The sequence below is a fragment of the Pelagibacterium sp. H642 genome, from assembly GCF_031202855.1.
GTDB lineage: Bacteria > Pseudomonadota > Alphaproteobacteria > Rhizobiales > Devosiaceae > Pelagibacterium.
In genome coordinates this window covers 622,867-640,196 of the sequence record NZ_CP101829.1, presented here as the reverse complement: position 1 = coordinate 640,196, position 17,330 = coordinate 622,867, and the positions used below count along the sequence as shown (strand labels likewise).

General features: G+C 65.4%; 18 protein-coding genes. 10 read left to right on the top strand and 8 right to left on the bottom strand.

The window, feature by feature from the left end; genetic code table 11:
• The first annotated feature begins 1 nt into the window (after position 1).
• The 3 genes from NO934_RS03215 to NO934_RS03205 all read left to right on the top strand — a co-directional run bounded on the left by NO934_RS03215 (position 2) and on the right by NO934_RS03205 (position 4,042).
• Positions 2–2,224 (top strand): xanthine dehydrogenase family protein molybdopterin-binding subunit, encoded by a 2,223-nt coding sequence (locus tag NO934_RS03215; protein WP_309162234.1) that lies wholly within the window; start codon positions 2–4, stop codon positions 2,222–2,224.
• A gap of 85 nt (positions 2,225–2,309) precedes the next feature.
• On the top strand, positions 2,310–2,954 hold the full coding sequence (locus tag NO934_RS03210; protein WP_309162232.1) for a redoxin domain-containing protein: 645 nt from the start codon (positions 2,310–2,312) through the stop codon (positions 2,952–2,954).
• A gap of 71 nt (positions 2,955–3,025) precedes the next feature.
• On the top strand, positions 3,026–4,042 hold the full coding sequence (locus tag NO934_RS03205) for an ABC transporter ATP-binding protein (protein WP_309162231.1): 1,017 nt from the start codon (positions 3,026–3,028) through the stop codon (positions 4,040–4,042).
• Here the strand turns inward: NO934_RS03205 and NO934_RS03200 are convergent.
• From NO934_RS03200 to NO934_RS03190, 3 genes are all read right to left on the bottom strand, one after another.
• A complete protein-coding gene (locus tag NO934_RS03200) occupies positions 4,039–5,148 on the bottom strand; it encodes an ABC transporter permease subunit (RefSeq protein WP_309162230.1) in 1,110 nt (369 codons plus the stop codon). The genes NO934_RS03205 and NO934_RS03200 overlap by 4 nt on opposite strands.
• A complete protein-coding gene (locus NO934_RS03195) occupies positions 5,145–5,702 on the bottom strand; it encodes an ABC transporter permease subunit (RefSeq protein WP_309162229.1) in 558 nt (185 codons plus the stop codon). The genes NO934_RS03200 and NO934_RS03195 overlap by 4 nt, the downstream gene beginning before the upstream one ends.
• Before the next feature lie 65 nt (positions 5,703–5,767).
• A complete protein-coding gene (locus NO934_RS03190) occupies positions 5,768–6,742 on the bottom strand; it encodes an ABC transporter substrate-binding protein (RefSeq protein ID WP_375142848.1) in 975 nt (324 codons plus the stop codon).
• Positions 6,743–6,899: 157 nt separating this feature from the next.
• Between NO934_RS03190 and NO934_RS03185 the strand changes: the two genes are divergently transcribed.
• A complete protein-coding gene (locus tag NO934_RS03185; RefSeq protein ID WP_309162228.1) occupies positions 6,900–7,553 on the top strand; it encodes a glutathione S-transferase family protein in 654 nt (217 codons plus the stop codon).
• On the opposite strand, the gene NO934_RS03180 is transcribed toward NO934_RS03185, so the two are convergent.
• The 5 genes from NO934_RS03180 to NO934_RS03160 are packed head-to-tail and all read right to left on the bottom strand — an operon-like array spanning position 7,550 to position 10,428.
• Positions 7,550–8,527, bottom strand: a complete 978-nt coding sequence (locus NO934_RS03180) for a TonB family protein (RefSeq protein ID WP_309162227.1) — start codon at positions 8,525–8,527, stop codon at positions 7,550–7,552. The genes NO934_RS03185 and NO934_RS03180 overlap by 4 nt on opposite strands.
• Entirely contained in the window at positions 8,527–8,913 is a 387-nt protein-coding gene (locus tag NO934_RS03175) for a biopolymer transporter ExbD (RefSeq protein ID WP_309162226.1), read from the bottom strand. The genes NO934_RS03180 and NO934_RS03175 overlap by 1 nt, the downstream gene beginning before the upstream one ends.
• A 3-nt stretch (positions 8,914–8,916) precedes the next feature.
• Positions 8,917–9,303, bottom strand: coding sequence for a biopolymer transporter ExbD (locus tag NO934_RS03170; protein ID WP_309162224.1), 387 nt, complete (start codon positions 9,301–9,303; stop codon positions 8,917–8,919).
• Positions 9,293–10,009 carry a MotA/TolQ/ExbB proton channel family protein gene (locus tag NO934_RS03165; protein ID WP_309162222.1) on the bottom strand — a complete coding sequence of 239 codons (717 nt, stop codon included), beginning with the start codon at positions 10,007–10,009 and terminating at the stop codon, positions 9,293–9,295. The genes NO934_RS03170 and NO934_RS03165 overlap by 11 nt, the downstream gene beginning before the upstream one ends.
• Before the next feature lie 2 nt (positions 10,010–10,011).
• Complete coding sequence (locus tag NO934_RS03160; protein ID WP_309162220.1) at positions 10,012–10,428, bottom strand: hypothetical protein; 417 nt, start codon at positions 10,426–10,428, stop codon at positions 10,012–10,014.
• A gap of 190 nt (positions 10,429–10,618) precedes the next feature.
• Between NO934_RS03160 and NO934_RS03155 the strand changes: the two genes are divergently transcribed.
• The 6 genes from NO934_RS03155 to NO934_RS03130 all read left to right on the top strand — a co-directional run bounded on the left by NO934_RS03155 (position 10,619) and on the right by NO934_RS03130 (position 17,329).
• The gene (locus NO934_RS03155) at positions 10,619–12,001 is read left to right on the top strand and encodes a TonB-dependent receptor plug domain-containing protein (protein WP_309162219.1); all 1,383 of its coding nucleotides are present in this window, start codon (positions 10,619–10,621) and stop codon (positions 11,999–12,001) included.
• Positions 11,932–12,771, top strand: coding sequence for a TonB-dependent receptor domain-containing protein (locus tag NO934_RS03150; protein WP_309163641.1), 840 nt, complete (start codon positions 11,932–11,934; stop codon positions 12,769–12,771). Before NO934_RS03155 ends, NO934_RS03150 begins: the two co-directional genes overlap by 70 nt.
• Before the next feature lie 141 nt (positions 12,772–12,912).
• Complete coding sequence (locus tag NO934_RS03145) at positions 12,913–13,374, top strand: c-type cytochrome (protein ID WP_309162217.1); 462 nt, start codon at positions 12,913–12,915, stop codon at positions 13,372–13,374.
• A 138-nt stretch (positions 13,375–13,512) separates the two neighbouring features.
• Entirely contained in the window at positions 13,513–15,330 is a 1,818-nt protein-coding gene (locus tag NO934_RS03140; RefSeq protein ID WP_309162216.1) for a feruloyl-CoA synthase, read from the top strand.
• A 2-nt stretch (positions 15,331–15,332) separates the two neighbouring features.
• Positions 15,333–16,568 (top strand): thiolase family protein, encoded by a 1,236-nt coding sequence (locus tag NO934_RS03135; protein ID WP_309162214.1) that lies wholly within the window; start codon positions 15,333–15,335, stop codon positions 16,566–16,568.
• The gene (locus NO934_RS03130) at positions 16,568–17,329 is read left to right on the top strand and encodes an SDR family NAD(P)-dependent oxidoreductase (protein ID WP_309162213.1); all 762 of its coding nucleotides are present in this window, start codon (positions 16,568–16,570) and stop codon (positions 17,327–17,329) included. The genes NO934_RS03135 and NO934_RS03130 overlap by 1 nt, the downstream gene beginning before the upstream one ends.
• Position 17,330: the final 1 nt, after the last annotated feature.

The following is a 17,330-nucleotide window of genomic DNA, read 5'->3' as shown; positions in this document are numbered from 1 at the left end:
AATGACGCACAAAATGGATGCGCCGGTCGCCGATAGCCTTCTCGACAAGACCGGCCGGAACATCATCTCAAGCCCGATCGACCGGATCGAAGGCCCGCTCAAGGTCACCGGCACGGCACGTTATACCGCCGAGTTCAAGTTCGACGGCATGCTCCATGGCGTGCTGGTGAGCGCGTCGATCGGCAAGGGCACGGTGACCGCCATCGATACGGCCACCGCCGAACAGCTCCCGGGCGTGGTCAAGGTGATCGTCGATTTCGAGACGTTTCTGCGCAACCCGGCCCAGGGTCTGGCCACCGAAGCGCCCGCCCAGGGCGTGCGGGAGATCAGCCATTTCGGCCAGCCCATCGCGTTGGTCGTGGCCGAAAGCTTCGAGGCGGCCCGCCACGGCGCACTGGCCATCGATGTCCAGTACGCGACAGTGCCGGGACGTTTCGATTTCGCCGCCCGGCGCGATACCGGCGAACTCAAGGAAGGGACCGACCAGAGCCAGGGCAATATCGAGGCCGCGATGGAGGCAGCCCCCGCCAGGATCGACGGCATCTGGACCACGCCGTCCCAGAATGCGTCCGCCATGGAGCCGCACGCCAGCACCGCGTTCTGGGAGGGAGATAACCTCACTCTCTATGGTTCCTACCAGATGCTGGCCAGCGACCGCGAGCAGCTTGCCGATGCGCTGGGGCTCGATCCCGAAAAGGTGCGGATCATCGCCCATTACATCGGCGGCGGGTTCGGCTCCAAGCTCGGCATCAGTGCCGAAAGCGTCGCCGCGGCGCTCGCTGCCCGGCAGCTCGGCCGCCCGGTGCGGGTGGTGATGACCCGCCAGCAGGTCTATGACGCCACGGTCCGCCGCTCCAACACCGAACAACGCGTACGCCTGGCCGCCGACCGGAATGGCAAGCTGACGGCTGTAGGCCACGAAACCTGGACAGCCAATCTCGATGGCGAGAATTTCTCCGAGCCCGCCAGCGCTTCCACGCAATTCCTCTATGGCGGCGAGGCGAGACGGTTCGGCAATTACATCGTGCGCATGGACCAGGTGCTTTCCGCCTCCATGCGGGCGCCCGGTGAAGCCGCCGGAATGCTGGCCCTCGAATGCGCCATGGACGAATTGGCCGAAAAGCTTGGGCTCGATCCGGTCGACTTGCGCAAGCGCAATATCCCCGATCGCCATCCGGCCAAGGACATTCCCTATTCCAGCCGTTCGCTTGCCGAATGCCTCGATATCGGCGCCGCCGAATTCGGCTGGTCGGCCCGCAATCCCCAGCCGGCGAGCCGGCGCGAGGGCGAATGGTGGATCGGCATGGGCATGGCCGCCGCCGCTCGCTCCAACATATTGCGCAAATCGAGCGCCCGCGTGACCCTGACGCCCGAGGGCAGGGCGGTGGTGGAAACCGACATGACCGATATCGGAACCGGGTCCTACACCATCCTCGCCCAGATTGCCGCCGAACTTCTGGGCCTGGACGTCGACAAGGTCGACGTCCATCTGGGCGACACAGCCCTTCCGCCCGCCCCCGGTTCAGGCGGCAGCGTCGGCGCCGCAAGTTCGGGCTCTGCGGTCTATCTCGCCTGCGAAAAACTGCGCCAGACCATCGCCGGAGAGCTCGGCTGCACGCCCGAGAGTCTGGTGCTCTCGGACGGCATGGCGCGTTCGGGCAACGTCTCCCATCCCTTGGGCGAATTGGCCGCAACTCCGCTCGAGGCCATGGGGATCATCGAGCCGGGAGAAACCGGCAAGGCGTTCGTCCAGGCCGCGTTCGGTGCCCATTTCACCGAGGTCGCCGTCAATGGCTATACCGGCGAAACCCGTGTGCGGCGCATGGAGTCGACCTTCGCGGCTGGCCGCATCCTCAACGAAAAAACCGCCACCTCCCAATGCATCGGCGGCATGGTGTTCGGCATCGGGGCGGCGCTCACCGAAGAGCTCATGTATGACAAGCGCTTCGGCCAGATCGCCAATCGCGATCTCGCCGAATACCATGTTCCGGTCAACGCCGACGTGCCCCAGCTCAAGGTCAGGTTTCTTGAAGAGCGCGACTATGCGGCCAATCCGCTGCTCGCCAAGGGCATCGGAGAATTGGGGATTTCGGGCGCCGGCGCGGCGATCGCCAACGCCATCTACAACGCCGTCGGCATCCGCGTCCGGGACTACCCCATCACCCTCGATAAGCTGATCGACAAGCTCCCCGATCCGCAAGGCGAGGGCACGCGCCCGCGTTAACACAAGAGCACCATGCCCGAGCCGGGGAACGTTCGCCGCTCTGCTCCGGTTGACGGGAAAGCCACCTCAAGCGCAGGAGCCTCCCATGAGACGCGATGTCGTGCCCGGTGCCCGATTTCCCGATTTCGTCCTCCCCGACCACACCAAGACGCCGCGCCGCCTTTCCGATCTGCAGGGCGACCAACTCATGGTCGTCATCCTCACCCGCGGCTCCTTCTGCCCCAAGGACCGCCAGCACATGCTCGAACTCGTGCGGTTCCACCCCCAGTTCGTGGTTGGCTATACCCAATTGGTCACCATCACGACCGACGATTGGCACACGACAAACAACTACCGCCAGCAGACCGCCGCACCCTGGCCCTTCCTCTACGACCAGCAGCGGATCGTGCAGAAGGATCTCGACATCAAGGAATACACCGATACCTCCCATGACGTGATGATCCCCCACACCATCGTCCTGGGCCGCAACCTCGAGGTCTTCAAGATCTACAACGGCTACTACTACTGGGGCCGCCCCGCCATGGCCGAACTCCACGCCGACCTGCGCGAACTGGCCAAAAACACCTATGCCGATTGGGACATCACGCAACCCGAACTGCGGGAGAAATGGGAAAAGGGCGACAAGTCCGATTTCTACCCCTACGGGCCGACCTCGATTTCCATGGAAACCCTGATGCTCCAAATGGCCGGCGCCACCGACCAATACGCCGGCCCGGCCGAGGAAGAATAAGGCAGGACAGAGGGGAAGCATAGCCCGCCCCATTGTCTCGATATTGTCATGTCCGCTCCGTATGGGGCGCCATGACTTCGATTTCCCTTGACAATCTGAGCAAGACGTTCGGCGATGCCGCTGCGGTAAAGGACGTCACGCTCAATCTTCCCAGCCGATCCTTCACCGCCCTTCTCGGCCCCTCGGGATGCGGCAAGACCACGCTTTTGCGCCTCATCGCCGGCTTTGAGCAGCCGACCGCCGGCAGCGTCGGGTTCGACGGTGTCACCATGGCCGACCAGTCCACAATGGTCCCGCCCGAAAAGCGCAATCTGGGCATCGTCTTTCAGTCCTATGCCCTCTGGCCGCACATGGATGTCGCGGCCAATGTCGCCTATCCGCTCAAGGGCCGTGGGCTGGGCCGCGCCGAAATCGAAAGCCGCGTCGCCGATGCCCTCTCCATGGTCGCGCTCGATGGCTATGCCGGCCGCAGCGTCGATGCGCTTTCGGGTGGTCAGCGCCAGCGTGTCGCCCTGGCGCGCTGCCTGGTGACGGGCACGAGCATCATCCTGCTCGATGAACCGCTGGCCAATCTCGACGTGCATTTGCGCGCCGCCATGCTCGATATCTTTGCCGATATCCACCAGCGCACCGGCGCCACCATCGTTTTTGTCACCCACGACCAGTCCGAGGCCCTGGCCCTGGCCGATACCATCGTGGTGCTCGACCGGGGCAGGGTGCAGCAGATCGGCTCACCCCAGGAAATCTATGCCCGCCCGGCCAGCGCCATGGTTGCAGGCTTCGTGGGGCGCGGCACCCTCGTCGACGCTCAATTGCGCGACGACCTCGCCCGCATCGGCGACGCCACCATTCCCGTGCGCGGCGGGGGGAACGGCCCGGTCAGGCTGCTGATCCGTCCCGAAGCCGTGCACCTAGCCGATTCCGGCCTCGCCGCCACCGTCCAGCGCGTCCGCTTCACCGGCGCCAATTACGAGACGACGCTCGTTCTGGGCTCAGGCGACACCATCGTCGCCGACCTCCCCGAGCGCCTCGATCCCGGCACTGTCGCCAAGCTCGCGATTTCCGACGCCTGGGTGGTTCCCACCTAACGCCAGGGCAGCACTCCGGCCGGCAGGCGCGGCGCCAGCCGATCCAGCGCCAAAAGCAGCACGACGACGACGGCGATGGTAACCACCGCCACGGCCGAGGCCTGCGCCGAAAGCCCGGCCTCATCGAGCGAAAACAGGATCACGCCCAGCGTCTCGTTGCGGCTCGACCAGAGCAATGCCGAAACTGTCAGCTCGTTGAAGGCGCTCATGAACACCAGCAGCGCTCCGGCGGTCGCCGCCGGAGCCGCCAGCGGCAGGGTGATGGTCAGAAGCCGCCGCATCCCGCCGGCCCCCGCCGCCGCGGCAGCTTCTCCCAATTGCGGCGGTATCTGCCCCAGCGCCGCATCGACGGGCCGCACCGCCAGCGCCGCAAAGCGCATCAGATAGGCAACGAGAATGATCCAGGGTGTGTTGTAGAGGCTGCCGATCAGCGGCAGCGGCCGCAGGAACAACAGGATGCAGGCGATGGCCAGCACGATCCCCGGCAGCGCATAGGGCAGGTCGAGCAGCCCGTGCAGCGCCTGCCGCGTCCGCATCGGTATGCCGCGCAATCCCAGCGCCACCGGCACGGCAAGCAGCGCCAGGATCAGCGCCGCGAGTCCCGAAAGGTAGAACGAATTGGTGAACGCCCGGATGGTGGAGGCCTGCCGCGCCAGCACCTCCACATAATTGTCCAGCGTTATCGTATCGAAGCTCAGCCGCACCCCATAGGTGGGCACCAGCGAGGTGGTCAGCAGCGCCAGCATCGGCAGAACCAGCATCACCCCGATCAGCAGCAGGCCGACACCCGCGACCGGCCACCGCCACCCGCCAAGGCTCAACCGCAGCGGCGCGCCGCGCGTGATGGCAAAGCTCTCGCGCTTTTGCGCCAGCGATTGAATGGCGATCCCCACGATCGCGATCGCGGCGATCAGCAGTGACAGCATGGCGGTCTGGGCCAGAACCGTCGGCCCGTTGCTGGCCAATTGCTGGTAGATCAGCGTTGCCAGCGTCAGATAGTTGACCGGCAGGCCCAGGAAGGCGGGGATGCCGAAATTGCCAACGCCCGAAACGAAAGCCAGCGCCAGCGCGGCAACGAAATAGGGGCGCATCAGCGGCAGCGTCACTGTTGCAGCACCCGCCAGGGCCCGGCCCCCGCCGCCCGCGCCGCCTCGAAATAGTCGCGGGGCAGGGCGGTCAGCCCGGCCCGCAGGGTGATGAAGACGATGGGCGCATGCTGGATGCCGTAGAGCAGGATGATTCCGCCGCGCCCCAGCAGCGGATTGGGCGTCCCCGGCGCCGGAGCCAGCCCAAACGTGCCCAGCAGCGCGCTCGACGGGCCCAGAAGCTGCATATAGGCCAGCGCCGTGACCTGCGGCGCGATCATCAGCGGCAGCAGCAGCATGAAGCCTTGCAGTCGCCGGAACGGCACATCGGTGAGCGCCACGAAAAACGCGAACGGCGTGCCGATCAGCAGCGCCAGAATGGCCCCCATAACGGCGGTATCGAGAGTGTTGAACATGGCGCGCTGGGTCGAGCCGCGCATCAGCCGCTCGACCAGCGGGGCGAAATCGAGCCCCGCATCCCCCACCAGCGCCGTAGCCATCAGCCGCCCCAGCGGCAGCGCCGCCAGAACCCCGACGGCCACGATGGCGAGCGCGATTGGCGTGAACCGAGCCACTCCGGCAATGCGCCCGGCCGTTGCCGGCCGGGCAGCTCTATGTGTCAGCGGCAGGTCCAACCGGCTTACTGGCCGAAGATTTCGCCGAAGCGGTCGCGGTTGGCCTGTTCGTTGGCCAAAGCATTGGCCGCGTCATAGTTCAGCACGTTGATTTCCGAACGGTCCGGATAGCCCTCGGGCAGCGCCATGCCGTCGCGGGCCGGGATGTAGCCCTGGCTCACCGCCAGTTCCTGGCCTTCTTCGGAAAGCAGGAAGTCGATGAACAGCTTGGCGTTTTCCTGGTTCTGCGAGGACGCGAGGATCGCCGCCGGCTCGGTCACCGCCGAAACGCCCTCGGTGGGGAACACGAATTCCACCGGCGCACCATTGGCCGCTTCGCGGATCGGCATGTAGTCCACGATCATGCCATAGAGCTTTTCGCCGCCCGACACCGCCGTCAGCACGCCGCCATTGCCGCCCGAAGCCTGGGCACCGTTCTCGGCGAGCGCCGTGTAAAAGTCCCAGCCTTCGGGCAGGTTCTCGGTGAGCGTCACCGTGTGGATCAGCGCCGCGCCCGAGGTCAGCGGGCTCGGCATGGCGATCTGGCCCTGCGCTTCGGGCTTGGTCAGGTCGTACCAGCTTTCCGGGATCATGGTGGCGGCGGTGTTGTAGACGATGCCGGTGGTGATCAGCTTGGTCGAGAAATAGGCGCCGTCTTCGTCATGCAGCCCTTCGGGATAGGCGCTGACATCGGCTTCGGGGTAGTTGAGCAGCAGGCCCTCGGCCTTGAGCCCTTCCATGGTCACGACGTCGGCGATCAGCAGCACGTCGGCCTGCGGCGTTCCCGCCTCCAGTTCCGAGCGGAAGCGCGCCATGATCTGGGTGGTTCCGTCGCGCACCCACTCGACGGTGATGTCGGGGTATTGCTCCATGAACGCGTCAGCGGTCTGCTGCGCGTCGGTCTGGGGCTGGCTGGTATAGAGAACCAGGCGGCCTTCCTGAGCCATGGCGGGGGTAAGGGCGGTCGCCAGCATCAGGCCGGCGGTGATGATTGCGCGCATATCTGTCTCCAGCAAAATGGCACCGCTTGAGTTGGGTACGGCGCCGATGGGCGGCGTTTAGCCCCCCTCGGTAACGATGCGATGACACCCTTGTCGGGAACGGCGCACCCCGTGCGTCCTCGGGATATGATGTGCACTCAACCCCGGAGCCTCCCTCATGGTCCCCACCATTACCGCGTTTGAAAACTCGCCCGACGGCGGCCAGGGCCACGCCCGCGATATGCGCGTCCGCTGGGCGCTCGAGGAAGTGGGCCAGCCCTATGATGTGCGCCTCGTCTCCTTCGAGGCGCTCAAGCAATCGCCGCACCGCTCCCTCCAGCCCTTCGGCCAGATCCCCACTTACCAGGACGGCGATCTGATCCTCTTCGAATCCGGCGCCATCGTCCTTCACATCGCCCGCAACCATCCCGGCCTGCTGCCGGACGACGCAAACGCCCAGGCCCGCGCCGCCGCCTGGCTGTTCTGCGCCCTCAACACGGTCGAACCGCCCATCGTCGAGCGCGAACAGGCGCCCTATGTCGAACGCGGCCAGAGCTGGTTCAACGCGGAACGCCTCACCTTCCTCGATGATCGCGTCCGCATTCGCCTTGCCGATTTTTCTGCTCGGCTGGGGGACGCCGAATGGCTCGAAGGCGCGTTCAGCGCCGGCGATCTGATGATGGTCATGGTGCTGCGCCGCCTGAACGGCTCGGGGCTCCTCGAGGAGTTCCCGAACCTTTTCGCCTATGTCGCGCGCGGCGAAGCCCGCCCCGCCTTCCAACGCGCCTTCGAGGCCCAGGCGGCAGTAGCAAGGGCCGCCCGGAAGGACTAGCGCACGAACCCGAGCGGCAGCGTAAAGGTCCACTCGCTCCGTCCCGCCGCCGGCGGAATGGGCGGGAAGGGCGCCGCGCGGCTCACCGTCGCCAGCGCCGCCTGATCCAGTACGGCATTCCCGGTGCTCCGCACCACGGTAGCACCCGCCACCTGTCCGTTGGCCAGCACGGTGAACCGGACGACCGCTTCCCCCGTCGCCCCGCGCCCATTGGGCGGGTAGCGGAACGCACGCGAGAGTGCGGAAGCCACCTGTCCGGGGTAGTTGGAAACGGCGGCGTTCCCGGCTTGGCTCGCTGTTCCCCCGCCTGTCGCTGTGGAGGTGCCCGTCTGGCTGCCCTGCGCCGCGCCTTGCGTGGTGTCCGCCTGTTCCGTCCCGCCATTGCCCGCCGAAGAAGGCGGCTGGGGCTGGGGCTGCGGGCGCGGCGGGGCAACCAGCCCCTCGGGCCGCTGCGGCGGCGTGGGCGGGGCCTCGATGGCGGTTTCGGGTTCGAGGATTTCGGTTTCCCTCGCCTCAACCGGTTCGGAAAACTCGGCGGTCAGTGTTTCCGGCTCCAGCGCCTCGACCATCTCCGGCTCGCTTGCTTGAATCTCAACCTCTTCCGGTGCGACCGGCTCTGCCGTCTCGCTCTCGAGCGCCACCACCACCATATCGGGCTCCACCGCCTCTGCCGGCAGTTCCTCGGCCATTTCCGCTTCGGTCGGCTCAAGCGCTTCTACCGGCTCGACGGGCGCCGGGGCGGTCACTGGCTCGGGCGTCAGTTCGTCCACGACGTCTTCGGTCTCCGCCGTCAGCACCGCCTCCGGCCCACCCGCCGACATCGCCGTCTCGAACGCGTTCCCCAGCACGGCGACATCTCCCATCGCCCCGCCGGCGATTTCGATTTCCCCGGTCCGGCTGGTCAGCGCAAACAGCAGCGCAAGATGCACCAGAACCGAAAAGACGATGGCGATTGTCCAGGCGCGGATCGACACTATTGCGCCCTCTCGGTAACGAGCACCACATCGGCAAGCCCCAGCGCCCGCAATTCCCCGAGCAGGTCGATCAGCATCTCTGCCGGCAAATCGCGATCGGCGCCCAGCCGCACCGGCTCGCCTTCAGCCGGCGCGTGGCTTTGCGCGAACGCCTCGGCCGAAATCGCCGCGCCGTTCCACGTCAGCGCCCCTTCGGCATCGGCATAAAGCGCCGCGGTGGGGGGCGATTGCGGCGCTTCCTCGGTGGTCGAAAGGTTCACATCCCCCTCGATCGGCGGCGCAACGGTTCCCGCCACCAGAAAGAAGATCAGCATCAAAAACACCACGTTGATCAGCGGTATGGTGCTTTCGCGCTTGGTGGGGCGCTTGGGTTGACTGATTTTCATGGCTCAGCGTGCAATATTGACCGGCAGGGCGGTCACCCGCCGCAGATGCTCCAGCGCGTCGACGAGCTGCTGGGTGGAAACCCCGCTCCGGGGCAACAGGGTGATGGCTTCGGCGCCCAGCCCCGCAAATCGCTCCAGCCGCGCCTCGACTTCGCCGGGCGCGGTCGCCTCGCCGTTGATGTTCCAGCCTCCTGCCTCGTCGATCCGCACCAGGATGCCCGGCGCCGCCGCACTGGCCGATGGCCCGGCGCGCCCGCCCTGCAGCTCGATTTCCGAAAAGCGCGAAAAGGTCGAGCTGAGCATGAAAAACAGCAGCAGCAGGAAAATGACGTCGATGAGCGAGGTCAGCGATAATGGCCTGCGCCTGCGGGCTCCGCGTTCAATGCGCATGGGCGAGCTTGGCTGGTGCCCCCGCACGGCCCTCGGCATGAAGCGCGGCAACCGTCACCGAACCGGTTTCGGCAATCTCGTTCAGCCATTGGGTGACGAGGTCTTCCAATGCCGCCCGCTCGTTGTCCACCCGCGTTTCGAGCATGGTGAGGAGGATCGAAACCGGCATGGCCACCGCAAGCCCCACGGCAGTGGTCAGAAGCGCCACCCAGATGCCGCCGGCCAGAACCGACGGGTCGACCGCCGCGCCCGCCGATTGCATGGCCTGGAACGCCTCGATCATGCCCAGAACCGTGCCGAACAGCCCCAGCAGCGGCGAAATCTGCGCGATCGCGTCGAGCGTGCGGAAGCCCTTTTGCAGGTCGTGCAGCTCGCGCCCCGCCACGCGGGTAGCCTCGCTCTCGACCGTCTGCGCATCGGCACCGTCGAGCCTGGCGGTCATGCCCGCTTCGAGCGAGCGCGAAATGATGGAGCGCGAGTCCGCGCAAGCCGCCAGCGCATCCCCCGGCCGCCCGGCCCGCCAGAGCGTGACTGCGTTTTCAGGGCGCCCGAGCCGGCCCAGGCCGCGCCGCCAGAACTGGAACAGTTTGAGCGCGATCAGCGCCACCGCGAAGACCGATAGCGCCAGTAGCAGCGCGACCACCGGCCCGCCGAGTGCGAGAATGCCCCAGATGGCATCGATGGCGTCGTTGAGTTGGTTTTCCATGGTCAAAGTCCGAACGTGATGCCCGAGCGGCTTTCGGTCGTGAGTGCATCAAGGCAGATCGAAGCGTCCTCGGGGCCCTCGCAAGCCGCGACATCGTTGATCAGCACCCGCCCGATATCCTGGCAGCCCTCGCCCGGCAGGGTGAATTGCAGCACCTTGGTGCGTCCGGTCGCCATCTCCCCGAAATCGAGCGCCAGCATGCGCGTGACCAGCCCTTGGCCGTCAAACAGCACGACCTCGAAGCTCAGCCTTTCGATCGGCGCATCGAGCCCGTTCTGACCGACGAAGGTGGCGCGGCATCCGTTCTCGGCGGCTTCGGTGGCGTTGAGGTCCAGGGACAGGGTTCCCGCCTGCGCCTGAACCGGCGCGGCCATCGCCGCGAGCGCGGCCACAGCCAGCGCCAGACAGCTTCTGTTCATTGCGTTCATTCCTTGTGCCGTTCGATGGATTCGGAAGCGATCCAAAACATGACTCTTTTGTTCATAAAAACTCAACGCGACAATGTGTCAAGAGCAAGCCATTGATAACTTGCGACAAAAAATTGTTGACTCTTGAAGTCATAATTAAATAGCAACTTCGGCGACACAAAACCGACTGGATGTTGCTGCAATGAAAACACACTCTGTCACGCTGGGCGGGTGCCTCACGGCCCTCGTGCTGGTCTCGGCTCTCCCCGCCTATGCGCAAGAGCAGCAGGACATTCTTCTCGATGAGGGAACCATCCTCGACATGCTGGTCGTCCAGGCCGCTTCCGATGAGTTGCGCCAGGCCCTGGGCGTGTCCAACATCACCTCCGAAGACCTGCTCAACCGGCCCGTGGCCCGCGATATTTCCGAAATCGTCCGCACCATGCCCGGTGTCAATCTGAGCGGAAACACCTCCACCGGCCAGCGCGGCAATCAGCGCCAGATAGACCTGCGCGGCATGGGGCCGGAAAACACCCTGATCCTCATCGATGGCCGTCCCGTCCTTTCGCGCAACGCCGTCCGCCCCGGCCGCCGAGGCGAGCGCGACACGCGTGGCGATGCCGGCTGGATTCCGCCCGAACTCATCGAGCGCATCGAGGTCATTCGCGGCCCCGCCGCCGCCCGCTACGGTTCGGGCGCGGCCGGCGGCGTGGTCAACATCATCACCCGCCAGCCCGAACAATTGACCATGCAGGTCTCCACTTTCCTGCAGATCCCCGAGGATTCCGATGAAGGCGGCTCGCGCCGCGTCAACGCGCTGCTGGCCGGCCCGGTCAATGACATGCTGACTTACCGGCTGACCGCCGGGGCGAGCTGGACCGATCCCGATTCTCCCGACATCAACGAGGAGGCCGCCGAGGACGAAGACGCTCCGGCTGGCCGCGAAGGCGTCGTGACCTATGATTTCGGTGCCCTCTGGAGCGCCCAGCTCGATGCCAATCACAGCGTCGATCTCGACGTTTCCTGGAGTCGCCAGTCAAACATCTTTGCCGGTGATACGCTTTTAAGCAGCCCCACAGATCTCACCGACGCCCTGGCCGAAGACGGAGCCGAAACGAACACAATGGAGCGCACCTCGGTCGCGCTGACCCATTCGGGCACCTATGATTTCGGCGTGTCCGAAAGCTTCATCCAGTGGGAAAACACCTTCAACCGGCGCCTCAGCGAAGGAACCGCGGGCGGGGGCGAGGGCGCCATCAACACCGAGGAAGATTACCGCGTCGGTATCCTCGACAACATCATCGCTAAGACCGAATGGGACATTCCGCTCTTTGTCCTGCGCGACCAGACCATAACTCTGGGCGCCGAATATCGCGGCGAATTCCTCGAATCCTATACCGAGCTTGCCGACGGCACGATCGAGGATTTCGAAGGCCGCTACCAGGAAGCCCACATGCTCGGCCTCTATGTCGAGGACAACATACTGGTCACCGACCAGTTGACAGTTACCCAGGCCTGCGCCTGGACGTCCATGACAGCTTCGGCACCAACTATTCGCCCAGCCTCAATGTCTCCTACGCCATGACCGACGAAATCACCGTCAAGGCCGGCATCGCCAGGGCCTTCAAGGCGCCCACCGTCTACCAGCTCAACCCGCTCTATGCCTGGTCGACCCGGGGCAGGGGCTGCCCCACCGGCTTCCCGGGCCCCTGCGACGTGTTCGGCAATCCCGATCTCGAGCCGGAACACTCGCTCAACATGGAAGTCGGCGTGGCCTACGCCAATGACGATGGCTGGCAGGCGAGCCTCACCTATTTCCATAACGAGTTCGACAACCGTATCGAAGCCGTCTACGTCGATGACCCTTCCTATCCGGGCAGCTTGTTCCGCTGGGGCAATTCCGGCTCGGCCACCGTCCGGGGGCTTGAAGGCAACCTCGTCGTTCCCCTGCACGAGACCGTGAGCTGGTCGACCAACTTCACCGCCATGCTCGAATCGCGTGAGCACGAATACGACCAGCCGCTCTCGCTCATCCCCGATTACACCATCAACAGCTCGCTACGCTGGGAAGCCATGGAGAATCTGGGGCTCACGCTGTCGGGCACCTATTATGGGGAGATCCAGCCCCGTACGGTCGACCACAACAACGATCCCATTCCCGAGGAAGAGCAGATCGGCCGCGATCCCTATGGCGTCGTCAGTTTCGCGCTCGACTACCAGATCAACGACAACGCCCGCCTCACCGCCGGGGTGAACAATCTGTTCCACACCCAGCTCTACCGCACCGGAGAAGGTGCCAACACCTTCAACGAACCTGGCCGCTCCTTCTATGTGGGCCTGACCGGATCGTTCTAGGCCGCTTACGAACCTCCAAAGCCCCCGTTCCCAGCCTTGGGAGCGGGGGATTTCTCCCCATGCGGCCTCAAGGCGCATTCATTTGCGCGCCGGCCCAAGCGAGAACCCCTTGAACGCAGCCATGCGAAAAGGGGCAAGCCGATGCACAAGATGGTTCCGATCCTTGTCGGTGGCGCCGTGCTCGTGGGCGGGGTGTTGCTGAACATCTTCTACGAGCCGGTCGTCGTGCAGCAGTCTCGCCCCGAGCCCGCCGCCCCGCCGCCTGCCGTTGCGAACGTCGCCACCCAGCCGCCGCCGGAAACCTTCGCTCCGGTGTTCGAGCCCTGCGCCCATTGCCATCAGGTGGGCGAGGGGGCGAAAAACTCCACCGGCCCGGTCCTCAACGCCATTCTCGGCAAGCCCGCCGCCAGTGGCGATTACCCCTATTCCCAGGCCATGCAGGATGCCGATCTCGTCTGGGACGAAGAAACCCTCAAGGCCTTCATCATGGCCCCTGAAACCGTGGTTCCCGACAGCCGCATGTATTTCGGCGGTGTCCCAGAGGAGGAAGCCGAGGCCATCATCGAATTCCTCAAGGCCCCCAGCGCCGATCAATCGCTATAGGCATAATTCCACGTCGCTGCCTCGATTAAGGCGTGCCGCTTGTCCTCTCGTTAGTTATGTTATATAACATAATCACATTATGGGAGGAGAACCATGAACGCTCAGGCCGTGTCGATTCGTCCGATTCGGATGGGAACGATGACCGCGCATGCTCATCCGCGTTCCGACGGCAGCGTTCTGATCCGTTCCGACGAAACACTGGCGGCCTATCCGCGCTCCATCGTGGATGCGATCGCTCAATGGGCGGAAAAGACCCCGGACGCTTTGATGGTTGCCGATCGCGACGGCGGCGAGGATTGGCGCCGGCTGTCCTATCGCGAGGTTATGGACGCCATTCCGCCGCTGGCACAGGCGCTGCTCGATGCCGGCCTTTCGCCCGAACGCCCGCTGGTTATCCTTTCGGGCAACGAGATCGAGCATCTTCTGCTCGGCCTGGCTTCCATCTGGGTCGGTATTCCGTATTCCCCCATCTCGCCGGCCTATTCGCTGATCTCCACCGATTACGGCAAGCTCAGGCACATTGCGGGGCTCCTCACGCCGGGCATGGTCTACGCTTCCGATGGGGCCCGCTTCGCCCCGGCCGTCGCTGCGGTCTTTGCCGAAGATGTGCCCCTCGTCGTCAAATCCAACCCGCCCGCCCGTGGCAACACGCGCCTCTTTTCCGATCTGGCGAACACCTCCGTCACTCCCGCCGTCGCCGCCGCGCACGAGAACATCACGCCCGATACGGTCGCCAAGGTGCTTTTCACCTCCGGTTCGACCGGCATGCCCAAGGGCGTCATCACCACCAACCGCATGATGGCCTGCAATCAGGAGATGATCCGAACGGCGTTGGCGTTCTTGAAGGACGAGCCTCCGGTAATGCTCGATTGGATGCCGTGGAACCACGTCGCCGGCTCCAGTCACAACACCGGCATCGCCTTTTACAATGGCGGCAGCTTCTATATCGATGACGGCCAGCCAACCCCCGAAAAGATCGGCAGGACTCTTCGCAACCTGCGCGACGTCCAGCCCACGATTTCAACCAATGTTCCCAAGGGCTATGAATTCCTCGTCGCCGCCTTCGACGAAGATCCGGAAATCCGCCGCAACTTCTTCGCCAGGATGAAGCTCGTGCAATACGCCGGCGCCAGCCTCTCCCAGCACGTCTTTGAAGGCCTCGACCGCTCCGCCCGCGCCGAACTTGGCCAGCGCGTGATGATCATCACCGGATACGGCTCCACCGAAACCGCCCCCTTCGCCTTCACCACCACCTGGCCGGTGGAAGAGGCCGGTCATATCGGCCTCCCTGCCGCCGGTATCGAGGTCAAGCTGGTCCCCAATGGCGACAAGCAGGAACTGCGGTTAAAGGGGCCCAATGTCACACCCGGCTATTGGCGCGATGCCGAAAAGACCGCAGAGGCCTTCGATGAAGAAGGCTTCTACTGCATCGGCGATGCAATCAAACCCGCCAATCCCGGTGACCTCTCCAAGGGCTTCGTCTTCGACGGCCGCGTCAGCGAGGATTTCAAGCTCTCCACCGGCACCTGGGTCAACTTCGCCAATGTGCGCAAATCCGTGATCGCCGCCTGCGCGCCGCTGATCCGCGACGTCGTCCTGACCGGCGCCGACAGAAACCACCTCGGCGCCCTGATCTTCCCCGATCTCGAAGCCTGCGCCCGCCACGCCGGCGTTCCGGTCGGTACAGACGCCGCAACCATCCTCGCCCACCCCGCAGTCGCCGACAAATTCGCCCAGAGCCTCCGCGATCTCGCCCTCAACGCGACCGGCAGTTCCAACCACGTTGCCCGCGCCCAAATCGTGGCCGTCGCCCCCGACATCGACAAGGGCGAGGTGACCGACAAGGGTTCCATTAACCAGCGGGCCGTCCTCGCGGCCCGCAAGGATCTGCTCGAAGCGCTCTACACCGACCCGGTCCCCGCCGGCGTCCTCGACCTGCCGCGAAAAGGAAAGTGACAATGAGCAAGGGATTGCGCCTCAATTTCGATGACGCCTGGCTCCTCGGCGGCGCCCGCACGCCATTCGTTGATTACCGCGGAGCGCTGTCGGACATCTCCCCCATCGACCTCGGCATCAAGGCCGCCCGGGCCGCCATCGAACGCACGGGCGTCAAGCCGGGCGACATCGAAACCACTGTCGCCGGCTCCATGGCCCAGGCCTCCTTCGATGCCTATATGACCCCGCGCCACATCGGCCTTTATGCCGGCGCGCCCCAGGATGCCCCGGCCCACCTCGTCCAGCGCATCTGCGGCACCGGCCTCGAAGTCATCGCCCAGGCGGCAGACGCCGTCTCGCTCGGCCGCGCATCCCTCGCTCTCGCCGCCGGCACCGAGTCGATGAGCCGCAACCCCATCGCCGCCTATACCCACCGCAACGGCTTTTCCATGGGCAAGGTCGAGTTCAAGGACTTCCTCTGGGAAGCCCTCTACGACCCCGCCGGCTGCGTCACCATGGGCGACACCGCCGAAAACCTCGCCAGGCAATACGGCATCGATCGCGAACGCGTCGACCGCTACGCCGCCCGCAGCTTCGAGCGCGCCATCGCCGCGAGCGAGGTTCTGGCCGAAGAGATCGTCCCGGTCGTCTCCGAAACCTTCGAAGCGGAAAACCTCGACAAGCGCGGCATCAAGCTCCCGCGCGGCGTCGAGTCGGTGGACGTTGACAGCCACATCCGCCCATCCCCCCACGAAGTCCTCGCCAAGCTCCGCCCCGCCTTCGGCGGCGTCCAGACCGGCGGCAATTCCTCGGCCATCGTCGATGGGGCAGGGGCCGTCCTCGTCGCCTCCTCGGCCTATGCAAAGGCCAACGGCCTCACCCCCAAGGCCCGCATCCTCGCCTCGGCCGCAATCGGCGTGCCGCCGCAGATCATGGGCATCGGCCCCGCGCCCGCCATCCGCGCCGTTCTCGAAACCGCCGGTATGAGCCTTAGCCAGATCGCCCGCATCGAGATCAACGAAGCCTTCGGCGCACAGGTCCTCGCCTGCGTCGAAGAACTCGGGCTCGATGAAGCCAGGCTCAACGTAAACGGCGGCGCCATCGCCATCGGCCATCCCCTCGGCGCCACCGGCATCCGCCTGGCCCTGAGCCTCGCCCTCGAACTCGCCCGCTCCGGCGAGCGTTACGGCATCGCCTCCGCCTGCATCGGCGGTGGACAAGGGATCGCCCTGCTCATCGAGAACCCGGAGGCCAACTGATGGAGATTTCCGGCAAGACCGCCATCGTCACCGGCGCCGCCTCAGGCCTGGGCGCCGCCACCGCCCGCGCCCTTGCATCCGCCGGCGCCAAGGTCGCCATCTTTGACCGCGACGCCGACAAGGCAAACGCCGTCGCCTCCGAAACCGGCGGCGCAGCCTTCGCCTGCGACGTCGCCGATCCTGCCGGCGCCCAGTCCGCCATCGATGCCGCCATCGCCGCCCTCGGCACGCCCTCGGTCCTCGTCAATTGCGCCGGTATCGGCACCGCCGCCCGCATCGTCGGCCGTGACGGCCCCATGCCACTCGACGCCTTCGAGAAGGTCATCCGCGTCAACCTGGTCGGCAGCTTCAACATGATGCGCCTGGTCGCCACCGCCATGCAGGCGCTCGATCCCGACGCCAACGGCCAGCGCGGCGTGGTGATCTCCACCGCCTCCGTCGCCGCCTACGAAGGCCAGATCGGCCAGGCCGCCTATGCGGCGTCGAAGGGCGGCATCGTCTCGCTGACCCTCCCCGCCGCCCGCGAGTTCGCCCGCTTCGGCGTCCGCGTTCTGACCATCGCGCCGGGGTTGTTTATGACCCCGCTGCTCGAAGAACTCCCCGACGAAGCCATCGAAGCTCTCGGCGCCTCCATCCCCAATCCCGCCCGCCTCGGCAAGCCCGAGGAATTCGCCAATCTCGTCCTCGCCATGGTCGGCAACGACTATCTCAACGGCGAAGTCATCCGCCTCGACGGCGCCCTGCGCATGCAGCCGAAATAGG

Coding starts and splice junctions, on each gene's coding strand:
- NO934_RS03215 (WP_309162234.1), top strand. CDS start 2: ATGACGCACAAAATGGATGCGCCGGTCGCCGATAGCCTTCTCGACAAG.
- NO934_RS03210 (WP_309162232.1), top strand. CDS start 2,310: ATGAGACGCGATGTCGTGCCCGGTGCCCGATTTCCCGATTTCGTCCTC.
- NO934_RS03205 (WP_309162231.1), top strand. CDS start 3,026: ATGACTTCGATTTCCCTTGACAATCTGAGCAAGACGTTCGGCGATGCC.
- NO934_RS03190 (WP_375142848.1), bottom strand. CDS start 6,742: ATGCGCGCAATCATCACCGCCGGCCTGATGCTGGCGACCGCCCTTACC.
- NO934_RS03185 (WP_309162228.1), top strand. CDS start 6,900: ATGGTCCCCACCATTACCGCGTTTGAAAACTCGCCCGACGGCGGCCAG.
- NO934_RS03175 (WP_309162226.1), bottom strand. CDS start 8,913: ATGAAAATCAGTCAACCCAAGCGCCCCACCAAGCGCGAAAGCACCATA.
- NO934_RS03170 (WP_309162224.1), bottom strand. CDS start 9,303: ATGCGCATTGAACGCGGAGCCCGCAGGCGCAGGCCATTATCGCTGACC.
- NO934_RS03165 (WP_309162222.1), bottom strand. CDS start 10,009: ATGGAAAACCAACTCAACGACGCCATCGATGCCATCTGGGGCATTCTC.
- NO934_RS03160 (WP_309162220.1), bottom strand. CDS start 10,428: ATGAACAGAAGCTGTCTGGCGCTGGCTGTGGCCGCGCTCGCGGCGATG.
- NO934_RS03155 (WP_309162219.1), top strand. CDS start 10,619: ATGAAAACACACTCTGTCACGCTGGGCGGGTGCCTCACGGCCCTCGTG.
- NO934_RS03145 (WP_309162217.1), top strand. CDS start 12,913: ATGCACAAGATGGTTCCGATCCTTGTCGGTGGCGCCGTGCTCGTGGGC.
- NO934_RS03140 (WP_309162216.1), top strand. CDS start 13,513: ATGACCGCGCATGCTCATCCGCGTTCCGACGGCAGCGTTCTGATCCGT.
- NO934_RS03135 (WP_309162214.1), top strand. CDS start 15,333: ATGAGCAAGGGATTGCGCCTCAATTTCGATGACGCCTGGCTCCTCGGC.
- NO934_RS03130 (WP_309162213.1), top strand. CDS start 16,568: ATGGAGATTTCCGGCAAGACCGCCATCGTCACCGGCGCCGCCTCAGGC.